The organism is Paraburkholderia sp. USG1, from assembly GCF_031570135.1.
Taxonomy (GTDB): domain Bacteria; phylum Pseudomonadota; class Gammaproteobacteria; order Burkholderiales; family Burkholderiaceae; genus Paraburkholderia; species Paraburkholderia dioscoreae.
Genome location: NZ_JAMWXW010000003.1, coordinates 356,439 through 369,605, shown reverse-complemented (window position 1 = coordinate 369,605; position 13,167 = coordinate 356,439). Strand labels below are relative to the sequence as shown.

General features: G+C 62.8%; 11 protein-coding genes. 7 read left to right on the top strand and 4 right to left on the bottom strand.

Annotated features, from left to right (window positions below; translation table 11 throughout):
* Nucleotides 1–84: 84 nt before the first annotated feature.
* Nucleotides 85–489, bottom strand: coding sequence for a hypothetical protein (locus tag NE850_RS06345; protein ID WP_007176501.1), 405 nt, complete (start codon nucleotides 487–489; stop codon nucleotides 85–87).
* A gap of 21 nt (nucleotides 490–510) precedes the next feature.
* Between NE850_RS06345 and NE850_RS06340 the strand changes: the two genes are divergently transcribed.
* From NE850_RS06340 to NE850_RS06330, 3 genes are all read left to right on the top strand, one after another.
* Nucleotides 511–900: a hypothetical protein gene (locus NE850_RS06340; protein ID WP_157187686.1), complete on the top strand. Its 390-nt coding sequence runs from the start codon at nucleotides 511–513 to the stop codon at nucleotides 898–900.
* A gap of 130 nt (nucleotides 901–1,030) precedes the next feature.
* The gene (locus tag NE850_RS06335) at nucleotides 1,031–1,957 is read left to right on the top strand and encodes an ABC transporter ATP-binding protein (protein ID WP_035517087.1); all 927 of its coding nucleotides are present in this window, start codon (nucleotides 1,031–1,033) and stop codon (nucleotides 1,955–1,957) included.
* Nucleotides 1,954–2,715 (top strand): ABC transporter permease, encoded by a 762-nt coding sequence (locus tag NE850_RS06330; protein ID WP_007176505.1) that lies wholly within the window; start codon nucleotides 1,954–1,956, stop codon nucleotides 2,713–2,715. Before NE850_RS06335 ends, NE850_RS06330 begins: the two co-directional genes overlap by 4 nt.
* 98 nt (nucleotides 2,716–2,813) lie before the next feature.
* Here the strand turns inward: NE850_RS06330 and NE850_RS06325 are convergent, their stop codons facing one another.
* Nucleotides 2,814–3,815, bottom strand: a complete 1,002-nt coding sequence (locus tag NE850_RS06325; RefSeq protein WP_310698538.1) for an autoinducer binding domain-containing protein — start codon at nucleotides 3,813–3,815, stop codon at nucleotides 2,814–2,816.
* Nucleotides 3,816–3,996: 181 nt separating this feature from the next.
* Between NE850_RS06325 and NE850_RS06320 the strand changes: the two genes are divergently transcribed.
* The 4 genes from NE850_RS06320 to NE850_RS06305 all read left to right on the top strand — a co-directional run bounded on the left by NE850_RS06320 (nucleotide 3,997) and on the right by NE850_RS06305 (nucleotide 11,453).
* Complete coding sequence (locus NE850_RS06320) at nucleotides 3,997–4,920, top strand: AraC family transcriptional regulator (RefSeq protein ID WP_165187972.1); 924 nt, start codon at nucleotides 3,997–3,999, stop codon at nucleotides 4,918–4,920.
* A gap of 484 nt (nucleotides 4,921–5,404) precedes the next feature.
* Nucleotides 5,405–5,830, top strand: a complete 426-nt coding sequence (locus tag NE850_RS06315) for a DUF3830 family protein (RefSeq protein WP_165187974.1) — start codon at nucleotides 5,405–5,407, stop codon at nucleotides 5,828–5,830.
* Nucleotides 5,831–6,078: 248 nt separating this feature from the next.
* Nucleotides 6,079–7,299: a sensor histidine kinase gene (locus NE850_RS06310; RefSeq protein ID WP_007176510.1), complete on the top strand. Its 1,221-nt coding sequence runs from the start codon at nucleotides 6,079–6,081 to the stop codon at nucleotides 7,297–7,299.
* A 428-nt stretch (nucleotides 7,300–7,727) separates the two neighbouring features.
* The gene (locus NE850_RS06305; protein ID WP_310698537.1) at nucleotides 7,728–11,453 is read left to right on the top strand and encodes a YadA-like family protein; all 3,726 of its coding nucleotides are present in this window, start codon (nucleotides 7,728–7,730) and stop codon (nucleotides 11,451–11,453) included.
* Between the two features lie 109 nt (nucleotides 11,454–11,562).
* Here NE850_RS06305 and NE850_RS06300 read toward each other — a convergent pair whose 3' ends face one another.
* Both NE850_RS06300 and NE850_RS06295 read right to left on the bottom strand, forming a co-directional pair.
* A complete protein-coding gene (locus tag NE850_RS06300) occupies nucleotides 11,563–11,691 on the bottom strand; it encodes a hypothetical protein (RefSeq protein ID WP_007176512.1) in 129 nt (42 codons plus the stop codon).
* A gap of 10 nt (nucleotides 11,692–11,701) precedes the next feature.
* Nucleotides 11,702–13,105, bottom strand: a complete 1,404-nt coding sequence (locus NE850_RS06295) for an OFA family MFS transporter (RefSeq protein ID WP_007176513.1) — start codon at nucleotides 13,103–13,105, stop codon at nucleotides 11,702–11,704.
* Nucleotides 13,106–13,167: the final 62 nt, after the last annotated feature.

Here is a 13,167-nt window from a genome sequence, read left to right as displayed (position 1 = left end):
TGCACAAAGAGAAGGGCGGCGCCACTCAAAGGCGCCGCCGCCCCATTCGAACTCAGCAATTCAAAGCATGCGCGGGACCAGAGTTTACTGGCCGTTTTGCATCGTGCCGCCAGCACCGTTGTTCATGCCATTGCCTGTACCGCTGCGAGTGCCGTTGCTCATGCCGTTACTCATGCCGCTATTGGAACGGTTCGTCGACGGGCTATTCGGCGATGCGCCAGTACCCGTGCCCACGCCACCGCCAGTGCCCGTCACGCCGGGCGTACCGTAGCCCGAATCGCTCGGGCTCTTCATCGATCCGGCGCCCACGCCGGGCGTTGCGATCCCGCCGGCTCCCCCTGTCGTGCCGCCGCCGGCACCCACGCCGGTTCCTCCACCACCTGCCGCGCCGCCACCACCACCCGCACCGCCGCCGGCCTGTGCGTATGCTCCGCCCGATAATGCCATCACGAGCGCCGAAGCAAAAACCATCCTGGTAACGTGTTTCATGGTTGACCTCCATAAGTCGGTTTGATCTCACGCAAGCGCTTGTCGCTCACATGCATGAACTGCCGCAAGCGGTGTGCCTTGCTTGAGCGTGTCCGCTTTAACGCGAAGGCCACGGCAGCATGCTTGATAGCGAGCATGGGCCATTCCTGGCGAATGCCGAAGAAGCGGCAGAAAGGTAGGCATCGGCTGCACATCGCGCCGCTCGCCGAAAAAACCGACCGGGGAGATAGTGTGGAAACGCCGGCGGAACGCGTCTCGCCCAGCCCTGATGGGCTGGCAACCGACCGCCAGCGTTCGCGCGAAGCGGGCTTCGACCGCTATCTGTTGAAGCCAGTGTCGACCGAAGAAATTCAGCGCGTGACTGCCAGCCGCTTTCCGGGCGCGTTGCGCCAGGCGCGCACCCCAGCCTGAACCCCACGTGTTCCCGATGCTGCGCCGCAATGCGCTGCACGCTTTCGCACTTTCCATTACATTGCGGGTGCGGCGGCGCTTCAACACCGCTCCTTCCAATCAAACAACGGTGTCTGCCATCATCGATTCCATGCAGCCAATCGTCTCGGTCACGAACCTGTCGAAAACCTATGCCAGCGGTTTTCATGCACTCAAGAACATCAATCTGGCGATCAACCGTGGGGAAATCTTTGCGTTGCTCGGCCCGAACGGCGCGGGCAAGACGACTCTCATCAGCATTATCTGCGGCATCGTCAAAGCGAGCGAAGGCAGCGTAACGGTGGACGGCCGCGACATTGCGAACGACTATCGCGCCGCGCGCTCGCTGATCGGCCTGGTGCCGCAGGAGTTGACCACCGACGCCTTCGAAACCGTCTGGGCGACCGTGTCGTTCAGCCGCGGCCTGTTCGGCAAGCCGAAAAACCCCGCATACGTCGAAAAGGTGCTGCGCGACCTGTCGCTGTGGGAAAAGCGCGATAGCAAGATCATCACGCTCTCGGGCGGCATGAAGCGCCGCGTGCTGATCGCCAAGGCGCTCTCGCACGAACCGCGCGTGCTGTTCCTCGACGAACCGACTGCCGGCGTGGACGTGGAGTTGCGCCGCGACATGTGGAAACTGGTGCGCTCGCTGGCGCAGAGCGGCGTGACGATCATCCTCACCACGCACTATATCGACGAAGCCGAAGAAATGGCCGACCGCATCGGCGTAATCAACGCGGGCGAAATCATGTTGGTCGAAGAGAAAACGGAGTTGATGCGCAAGCTCGGCAAAAAGCAGTTGACGCTGCAACTGGAGAGCCCGCTCGCGCAAGTGCCGGTTTCGCTCGCCGGCTACGGGCTCGCCGTCGCGAAGGGCGGCAACGAGTTGATCTACACATACGAGGGTGAGGGCGGGCGCACCGACATCATCGCGCTGCTCAAGGCGCTCGACGACGCCGGCATCCGCTTCAAGGATCTGCAGACCACGCAAAGTTCGCTCGAAGACATCTTCGTCAGTCTGCTCCGAGGTGACCAATGAATCTCTACGCAATCCGCGCGATCTACAAGTTCGAGATGGCGCGCACCTGGCGCACGCTGATGCAGAGCATCATCGCGCCGGTGATTTCGACTTCGCTTTATTTCGTCGTGTTCGGCGCGGCGATCGGCTCGCGCATCAAGGAAGTGGACGGCATTAGTTACGGCGCGTTTATCGTGCCGGGTTTGATCATGCTGTCGCTGTTGTCGCAAAGCATTTCGAATGCGTCGTTCGGGATTTACTTTCCGCGCTTTACCGGCACGATCTACGAACTGTTGTCCGCGCCGGTGTCGTACCTGGAAATCGTGGTGAGTTACGTGGGCGCGGCGGCCACCAAATCGATTCTGCTGGGGCTGATCATTCTCGCGACAGCCGGATTGTTCGTGCCGCTGCAGGTGCAGCATCCGTTCTGGATGATCCTGTTTCTCGTACTCACGGCGCTCACGTTCAGTCTGCTGGGTTTTATTATCGGTATCTGGGCGGACAGCTTCGAGAAACTGCAACTGGTGCCGCTTCTGATCATCACACCGCTGACTTTCCTCGGCGGCAGCTTCTACGCGGTCAATATGCTGCCGCCTTTCTGGAGGGTCGTGACGCTGTTCAATCCGATCGTCTATCTGGTCAGCGGATTCCGCTGGAGTTTCTATGGGCTCGCCGACGTGAACGTCGAGGTGAGCCTCGGCATGACGGCGTTGTTCCTCGCGGTGTTTCTGCTGATCGTTGCGTGGATCTTCAAGACCGGCTACCGGCTCAAGAGCTAACCGGGCGGATGGCGAACCGGCGCACGGCCGGTTCGCCATCGTTTCCTGTGCCGACCCCCACCGGCATGCCGGCCACGGCGCTCTTTCCAGCTTAACTTCTACGACACATACGCCTGCGCGACATTGATCAACTGGACGCGGTTGCGCACGTTGAACAACTGCCGCAGACGCCGCAGGTGATAGTCGACGTTATGCGGCGACAGTCCGAGGAAGTACGCGATCTCCTTGTCCCGCTGACCCTGCACGACCGCGCGCAGCACCGCATGCTGCAATTCGCTCAGCGTGACGCGCTGCTGCTGCGCGGGCGCGATGCCGATCACGCTCTTCGCGTGCGTCCAGATGAATTCGTGGATCATGTGCGCGAACATTAGCGTTTCCGCCACGATCGATTCGGTCATCCAGCGGGGATTGCCGGTCTCCGAGTTGAAGCACAGGCTCGCGCTCAACTCAGGTTCGGGCAGCGGCATTTGCGTGAGGATCCCGCTTTTGCGCCCGGTCGCCTCCAGCATGTCGATCAGGCCGCCAAGCCGCTCGCTGCGCATTTGCGCGCGCGGCAGATCGGCGCGCATGTCGGCCGTGTTCCAGAGAAACGGCATACCGGTCGGCGAGGCGAGTGCGACGCGCGGGTCGAGTTCGAAATAACGCTCGCGGAAATAGCGCATGAGCCAGCTCTGCGACTCGTAGCTGGTCAGCACGAACATCGTCTTGTGATGCGCCGACGTGCGCGTGGCCGAATAGCTGAACGAGTCGAAGCCCAGTTGCCTGATGCGCTGCCGCACGAATTCGATGCGGTCCTGCGCGCTGCCAAAGCGCACCAGCGGACTGATGACCGGTGCGGCGCGCCGCGCGGCGGGCGAGGGCGTGCCGATCTCCTCCTCGGTGAAGAGTGTGAGAAAGCCCGTGGGCGCGACGCCTGTTGCAGTGCGGTTGTGTGCCCTGGATGCTTCAGCCGCGTGGGCTGATTTCTCGGGTTGCCGCGTGCCGGCCGGGTAGGCCGGTTGGGCGGCAACCGTCGAGTTGCAAGCTGCCGACGGGTGCCCGGCTTCGCCTTGCGGCGAGCCGGTCAGCCAGTGCGGCAGCGTATCGCATTCGTGTTCCATTAAACGGTAGCTCCAGCGTTCGAAACGCGTGAAAGACGACAAGCTGAATGATTAGCTATTTCCAGAAATTACGGTAGCCGGTTCCTTGCTATCATTTTTGAGTTCTTGCTCCGATAGCGGATTGGCAACACGGGTATGGCGGGGTTCACTCTTCATATGGCACCTCCTGGGAATGGACGTGATGGCACGAATTCCAAAGCTGACAACGACGCTTGCCTACGATCGCTACATGGCAGGCCAGAAACTGGTCTCGAGCGTGAATCGCCCGTGGCGGCACCTCGTGCTGCGCTCGTACCTCGAACCGGTCGAGCAGGAACTGCTGGAAGCGCCCGGCCTCCAGGACCTCACGCTGATGACCCTCGCGAGCGGCGCCGAGCATCTCGAACGCAACCTGAACGGGCGCTGGGAGAGCGCCGATCTGCGGGTGGGCGACGTCTGGTTCGTGCCGCCCGTGCCGATCTCATGGCGCTGGCGTTCGATCAGCGATGAGCCGCTGTCGACCGTCCACTTGCACATCGAGCGCAGTCTGATCGACAGCGTCGCCGATCAGATGGAGCTTGGCGGCTCCCGCGAGCTGTCGCTCGGCGACGCGATGCAGTTTCGCGACCCGGTGGTCGCCGCGATGCTTGCTGCATTGCATCGCGCCGCTGCGGATCCCGCCGACTCGCGTCTCTATGTCGATGCGCTGGTTCACGCGCTTGCCGCGCATCTCTTGCAGCATTATTCGCGCGGCCGCTCTGCGCTGGCGGGATCACCGGCCGGATTGCCGGCGTGCCCGGAACGCCTCGTGCCGCGCCGGATCCGCCGTGTGACCGACTATATCCGCGCCAATCTCGCCGGGGATCTGGCAATCAGCGAACTGGCCGCACAGGCGGGGTTAAGCAGCTTTCACTTTGCGCGCGTGTTTCGCCGCGAGACCGGTGAAACGCCGCATCAGTTCGTCACGCGTTTGCGGCTCGAGGAAGCGGCGCGGCTGCTGTATGCGACCGATCAGACCGTGCTGCAGATCGCGCTTGCGGTTGGTTTCGAGAATGCCAGTCATTTCTCCGTGCAGTTCAAGCGTGACTACGGCGTGACGCCGCTCGCCTACCGGCTGCGCGGCTGAAGTACGGATTGCGCGGCCGGAAGTGGCCGGCTGGTCAGCGGGCAGTGGCGGAACGGCGGCATAAGCGTCAAGACAGCCGGATGAGGGCACCCGGAGCCTTGCCGCTTTCGCCTCCGGGCAATGCCGCAGTGCTGTCGTGCTGTCTTTGACGGCGGACCGCCTTGGGTCGCCGGGAGGGACTGTCCGATGAGCCGCCTTGGGAATCACGCACTTTGCGCAGTGTGCTGCGCATTGCGCGGCTTGCAAACTACGAACTTTCGTGGCGATCGGACAGTGCGACCTGGCATGCGCGTGCCGTCATGGCCGGGCGGGCGCCATCCGCACGGAACGCGGGCTTGGGTTCAATTGGCCCGACCGGCAAAACAGCAACTGTATCTGTCGAAGCCTTGCACAGGACGACAGAATAGTGCGCCCGCTGCCTGGCCCGCCTCGCCTCGCGTCCGACCGACCATTCCATTCAACCCGTCACACTGGAAACCTGGCGATGACCCGACTTCGAATCACCTCCTGCGGCCATGTCTTTACCGCCGAAACCCATCCGGACGCGCCGCATACCGTGGCGGCCTTCCTGAGGCTCCTGCCGTACCGGCAGAAGATCATCCACGTGCGCTGGAGCGGCGAAGGCTGCTGGGTGCCGCTCGGCGACTTCAAGCTCGAGAACGACGGCGTGGCGGTCGGCTTCGAGAACCACACGAGCCATCCGTCGGTCGGCGACATTCTGTTCTACCCTGGCGGCTACAGCGAAACCGAGATCATTCTCGCGTACGGCTCGTGTTGCTTCGCGAGCAAGCTAGGACAACTCGCGGGCAATCACTTTCTGACCATTGTCGAAGGCAAGGAAAGGCTGCGCGAACTCGGCGCCAAGGTGTTGTGGGAAGGCGCACAGGACGTGCTGTTCGAAAAGATCTGAAGGCGCGGCGCGCAAGCCTGAAAGGCAACTACTTTCGGCGCGGCGGTTCGGACGCGTCCTTACCCTGGTTAATTTTTGTTCCGCAAATCGCGCATACTGGAGGCGCCCGGGCGGCTTGCGAAGCGCTCACTCTTTGCCTCCTGAGCGCGGTTTGCAGTCCCTGCGGTCGCGTCAGGTATACCCCGAAGCGTTCGTCGGGGTGGCGCGGAACACCTATTTTCGCCGCCATGCGGCGCCAGGTCTCCCACATGACGGACTCGCACGCACTGCCGCTTACCGCTTTTGCCAAACAGTTGCGTCTGCAACAGGTCGATCTGACCGAGCGGTGGATGAAGGCCGTTTTTCACGACGCAGAATTGACCGAATCAGACCGGCTGACCTACGAACAACTGGCCGATCATATCCCGAACATTCTTGACGAAATCTGCAGCGTGCTGGAGAACCAGGATCTCGACCACGCCGAGGGCGCGATCAAGCGCGACGCGCGCCTGCACGGCAAATTGCGCTGGAAGCAGGGCTATCGGATCGACGAACTGGTGCGCGAGCTCGATCTGTTCCGGCAGATGCTGACCGGCGCGATCGTCGAATTCAGCGAAGCCCGGCCGTATTTCACGCGGCGTCATGAGGAGCGGGCGCGGCATTTCATCGACGAAGCCGTCAGCTTCGTCACGTTGACCTCGATCCGCGAGGTCGTCAACGAGCGCGACCGGAAAATCGACGACTACACCGGGCGCCTCGAGCTCGCCAATCACGAACTGACGCTCAAACAGCGGCTGGTCGGCGATCTGTACGAATCACGCATGCAGATCACGCGCAGCGTCGTGCACGATCTGCGCAACTTTCTCAACGTGTTTTCGATGGCGCTGCAAGTGATCAGCAGGGCGCCGTCCCGAATCGACACGGCGCTCGCGCTCGCGAATCGTCAGGCCGCCGATATGAAAACGCTGGTCGACCAACTGGTCGAGTATTCAGTGGTGCTCGGCGACGCCAGTCCGCTCGTGCTGGAAAGCTTCTCGCTGCGTGAGCTGTTCGACGAGCTGGTGATCTCGTGTGAACCCGCAATTGAAGGCAAAGGGCTGCGCTTGCAGACGGTCTTCGACGGCGCGCTGCAGATGGTCGTGTCCAACCGTCTCAAACTCAAGCAGGTCGCGCTCAACCTGCTGACCAACGCGACCAAATATACCCGGGCCGGGCAGGTCGAATTGAGCATGACGGCCGCGCAGGACGATCGCTGGTGCCTGCGTGTGTCCGACACGGGCGTGGGCATCGACTCATCGGACCGGGAGCGCGTATTCAAGGAGTTCGAGCGCGCCGCCGCCGACGACATTCCCGGCGCCGGTCTGGGCCTCGCGATCGTCAAGGAGTTGTGCCGGGTGCTGGAGGGCGAGATTCGTTTCGACTCGCATGAAGGCAAGGGCACGATCTTCGAAATCACTTTCCCGATGCACCTGCAGGCTGTGGGCGGCTGACAGATCTGTCTCGACACGGCGTGGTCCGCCGTATCAGTTCCCGCTTCTTCGGTGTGGTTCTCTTGTATGACGTCTGTTTAGCTATCGAGGATAGACTCGTTGCGGTCGATGCTCGTCCGTTTGAAAGCTTCAGCCGCGATTCGCACTATCCCGATGTGCTGTTTTTGGACAAATTAGAACTGTGTCTTAGAAAAGACTAAAAACACTCGGCGCAATTTAAGACGTTTGGCATTTTGCGTCTTAAATGGGCTATGCCGCTTTTCTAATATAAGCTAAAAAATAGCTCTACAAGGTATATTCGTGTTCTGCGGCTTTGCGGCGAGGCGAAGCGCGATGCCATCTTAAGTTTCTAATGGTTCTAGCTAAATAGTTAGGATTGCATAAGAAAAACCTTGTGCTTGAGTCTTCTATAAAAAGAGTAGGGAGGTATGTTGAACAAGTCCTATAAGACCGTGTGGAACAAAACGACCCGCACATATGCAGCCGCGTCCGAAATGACGAAAAGTCTCGGTGCAAAAGGGGCTTCGGTGCGTGGTTCGCTGGTAGCGGCGAGTGCCGGGCTGCTCGGTGCGCTGGCGTTTTCGCAGCCGGCAGCCGCCGGGGAATGTGCGTCATCGGAGCCGGACTGTCTCAGCGTCGCGCAGGCGCTGGCGGCGGGCCCGGCCGTGCCGCCGGCCACGGACGATGCCGCGAGGCCCGCAGACCTGGCAGCCGCGATCGATAATGCGCACGTATTCACGGGCAATCCGGCGCTCGACGCGGCGACGCCGCCAGTCACGGTCAGCTCGAACCGGACCAGCTTGCTGGGGGCGGCCGTGACTACGCCAGTGACCGACTATATAGCCGTGAGCCCCAATGTCGTTCTGGGCGCGCGCACCAGCGCGTCGACCGACCTGAACGCGATGGCGATCGGCCCAACGGCCGCGGCAACCGGCTTTAACGCGTTGTCCGTCGGCTCGGCCTCGATTGCCGGTTCCGACGCTTCGACCGCAGTCGGATCGGCGGCAGGAGTGGGTTCGGTGAATTCGACCGCCGTCGGTGCGGGCGCGATGGTGGTCGCCCTTTCGAATAACTCGGTGGCGGTCGGTTACAACTCCCGGTCAGCCGCAATGAATACGATATCGCTCGGCTCCTTCGCGAGTGCTGCTTCGAGTGGTTCCGTGGCGATCGGCTACAACTCGTTCATCAATCCCACCGCTAAGGGTTCGATTGTCATCGGCGGGAATTCATCGGCCAGCGGTACGGGTTCAGTCGCATTGGGCTCCGATTCGATCGCCGATCGCGTCAACGTCGTGTCGGTGGGCAGCCTGACGCAGGGCCGCCAGATCACCTACGTCGCAGCCGGCACGCGGCCCACCGACGCGGCCAACGTCGGCCAGCTGTCCGGCGTGGCCGAAGCGCTGGGCGGCGGCGCGCTGATCGATCCGAACGGTGCGGTGGTCGCGCCGGCCTACACCGTCGGCGGGACAACGTACCACGACGTGGGCGCGGCACTCGCGGCGGTTGTTTCAGGCAGCGCCGCCGGCAGTGCGGACGCGCTGCGTTACGACACCCCGGCGCACGACGTCGCGACGCTCGGTAACACCGTCACGCCGGTCAAGCTCACCAACGTCGCGGACGCTACCTTGAGCGCAGCCAGTTCGGACGCGGTGACGGGCGCGCAGCTCTACGGCACCAATCAGGCGGTCGGGAAAAATACCGCGGACATCACCAACATCACCAACAACGTCAATAACATCAGTAACGGCAAGACGGGGCTGGTTCAGCAGGACTCCGTGACGCGCGATCTGAGCGTGGCGAAGGGCACGGACGGCAAGCACGTCGACTTCACCGGATTGACGGGATCGCGCGAGCTGGTCGGCGTGGCGGCGGGTACGAGCGCGGGCTCGGCGGTGAATCTGGCCCAGCTCAGCCCGGTCGTCGCGGCGCTCGGCGGCGGCGCGACGGTCAATGCCAACGGCTCGGTAGCCGGCCCCACGTATCACGTGCAAGCCGGCACGCAGACCACGGTCGGCAACGCGCTCAGTTCGCTCGATACGGGCCTGTCATCGTTGCAGTCGCAGATCAGCGGCGGCACGGTCGGACTCGTCACGCAGAATGCCGCTTCTCACGACATTCTTATCGGCGCATCCACGACCGGCACGCGTGTCAGCGTGGCGGGCACGGGTGGAAATCGCGTGATCGGCGGCCTCACGGCCGGCGCGGTCGGTGCGGCCAGCAGCGAAGCCATCAACGGCGCGCAACTCTATGCGAACACTGCCAGCACGGCGGCGGCGCTGGGCGGCGGCTCGACCGTCAATGCGGATGGGTCGCTCAAACGGCCGGCGTACAGCATCGGAGGAAGCACTTACAGCGACGTGGGGTCCGCGCTCGCTGCTGCCGTCACCACCAGTGTCCAGGCGGGCGCTAATTCGGTTCAGTACGATTCGGCAACGCACGACATCATCACGCTCGGCAACGGTGCCGCGCCGGTTCGGCTCACCAACGTGCGCGCCGCGAATCTCGCCGCCGACAGCACGGACGCTGTCAACGGCCAGCAACTCTTTGCCACCAATCAGGCTGTCGCGCAGAACACCGGCAGCATCACGAACCTCGATCAGCGGGTAACGGACAACACGACGAACATCAGCAGTCTCGACCAGCGCGTGACGGACAACACGACGAACATCAGCCATCTCGACCAGCGCACCACCACGATCGAAGGCGACGTGACCAACATCACGAACCAGATCACGAACGGCGAGATCGGGCTTGTTCAACAGGATCAGGCGTCGCGCAATCTCACCGTGGCGAAGGGCACGGACGGCGCCCGCGTCGACTTCGCCGGCACCGGCGGCGCACGCGAGCTGACCGGAATCGCGGCAGGCACCACGGAGGCTTCCGCGGTCAATCTCGCGCAGTTCAAACCAATGGTGGCCGCGTTGGGCGGCGGCGCGCAGATCAATGCCGACGGTTCGCTGAGCGGCCCCAGCTATCACATGCAAGGCGGCACGCAAACCACGGTCGGCGACGCGCTCGGTTCGCTCGACAACGGCCTCAGCACGTTGCAGCAGAACATGGAGAACGGCGGCATCGGCATGGTGACGCAAGATCCGGTATCCCGCGTCATCAGTGTCGGTGCGACGACGAACGGCAATCTGATCAATATGTCGGGTACGGCGGGCAATCGGATCGTCACGGGCGTGGCGCCGGGCGCCGTCAGTTCGACGAGCAGCGACGCGGTCAACGGCTCGCAACTGCATGCGCAGGCCGCGAGCACGGCGGTGGCGCTGGGCGGCGGGGCCACTGTCAATGCGGACGGTTCGATGACGGCGCCGTCGTATAGCGTGGGCGGCACCGTGGTGAACAATGTCGGCAGTGCGATCACCAACCTGGATGGTCGCGTCACGCAAAATAGCAGCGATATCGCCGGTCTGCAAACCACCATCGGCAGTCTCAACGGGGCGGTCGCGAACGCGGTGCAGTACGACAGTTCGGCGCACGACAGGATCACGCTCGGCGGCACGGCGGTCAATGTGCCGAAGGTGCAACTGACCAACCTGAAGGACGCCAATCTATCGGCCACCAGCACCGACGCAGTGACCGGAGCGCAACTCTGGAACACCAACCAGGATGTCAGCACGCTGAACCAGTTGGTCCAGACCGTGCGGAACAATCAGACTACCGGCACGCCGTATGTATCCGTCAACAGTTCCGGTAACGCGGCGCAGGCGATCGGTAACGGTTCCGTCGCGATCGGCGGCGGCGCGAAAGCGTCCGCGCCGAACTCGGTGGCGATCGGCGAGGGCTCGGTGGCCGATGTGACGAACACGGTTTCCGTGGGCTCGTCCGGCAGCGAGCGCCGCATCACCAATGTCGCGCCAGGCCAGGCACCTACGGATGCCGTGAACATGCAGCAGTTCCAGGGCGGCCTGAGCGACATGGCGCGCAATGCTTACTCCGGAACGGCATCGGCGCTGGCATTGACCGCGATCCCCGAAGTCGATTCAAGCAAGAACCTTGCAATCGGGGTTGGCACGGCCGGTTACAAGGGCTATCAGGCGGTGGCGGTGGGATTGTCGGCGCGAGTCACGCAGAGTCTGAAGGTGAAGCTCGGCGCGGGCATCAGTTCCGCCACGACGGCGGTCACGGCGGGCGCGGCGTATCAGTGGTAGCGGGAAGGCAGGGGATCGGCGCATTGGATATGCGCCGATAGACAGGCGGCGAGTCACGCTCGTTGCCGGCACCCCGCCGTCTGAACACGCGGGGTGCCGAACAGGATATTTACTGGAAAAGTTTCATTGCCTGCGAGAGCGTGTTGACCACGCCCCATGCCAGCGGAAGCGTCACGTAGAGCCAGAAGACGGCGAGTTTGACCTTGCTTGTTTGATTCGCTGCTTGAACGGTCGACATGGAAGTCTCCTTAGGCGCCTTTGGCGAGTTGAGTGTCGGTCATGTGGTGCTTGTCGTCCACACGCTTGACTAGCAGGTTGCAGACGAAGCCGACTACCAGCAGCACGGCCATGATGTGCACGGTCATCGTGTAGGCGTCCGCCTTGGCCACGCCGTGCGCGACTTCATAGGCGCGAATGTAGTTCACCAGCACCGGGCCGGCGACACCCGCCGCGGCCCACGCCGTCAACAGTCGGCCGTGAATGCCGCCGACGAACGCCGTGCCGAACATGTCGGCGAGATATGCGGGCACGGTGGCGAAGCCGCCGCCGTACATCGTCAGGATTACGCAGTAGGCGAGCACGAAAAGGGCCATCTGACCGGACGCCGCGAAACCCGGCACCAGGTAATACAGCACCGCGCCGAGCGCGAAGAAGATGAAGTAGGTGTTCTTGCGGCCGATCCAGTCCGACGCCGACGCCCATACGAAACGCCCGCCCATGTTGAAGAGCGACAGGAGACCCACGAAACCGGCTGCCGCCGCTGCCGTCACCGTGTTTTTGAAGCTCTCCTGAATCATTACGGAGGCCTGGCCGAGAATGCCGATGCCGGCCGTCACGTTCAGGAACAACACGAGCCAGATCAGATAGAACTGCGGCGTCTTCAGCGCCTGGTCGATATGCACGTGGTTACGCGAGATCATCTTGTTCTGACCGGTCGCGGCCGGCGTCCAACCGGCCGGCTTCCAGTCTGCCGGCGGTACGCGGATTGCGAGTGCGCCGATCGTCATCGAGATGAAGTACGCAATGCCGAGCACGATGAACGTCTCCGCCACGCCGATGCTGGTGGCGCTGCGGAAGTGGTTCATCAACGCCACCGACAACGGCGCGGCGATCATCGCGCCGCCGCCGAAGCCCATGATCGCCATGCCGGTCGCCATGCCGCGGCGGTCCGGAAACCAGCGGATCAGCGTGGACACCGGCGACACATAACCGAGGCCCAGCCCGATGCCTCCGATCACGCCGTAGCCGAGATAGAGCAGGACGATCTGATGCAGATACACGCCGAGCGCGGAAACCAGGAAGCCGCCGCCGAAGCAGCAGGCCGCGGTAAACATGGTGCGGCGCGGGCCGACGCGTTCGAGCCACTTACCGGCGAAGGCCGCCGACAAACCGAGGAACACGATCGCCAGCGAAAAGATCCAGCCGAGCGAAGTCAGCGACCAGTCATCCGCGCTGGACTGCGTAATGCCGATGACTTTGGTTAGCGGGCCGTTGAACACGGAGAAGGCATACGCCTGGCCGATACACAGATGGACGGCGAGGGCTGCGGGCGGAACCATCCAGCGCGAAAAACCCGGTTTCGCAACGGTGGCCTGTTTGGAAAAGAATGGGGCAGAGCCTGAATTCCCGCTCGGCTCGGTGATGCTACTCATGGTCGGTCTCCGGTGACGAATTAGTTGTTATCGGCGCTTCATTACGAATGCTTTAGGCGTCG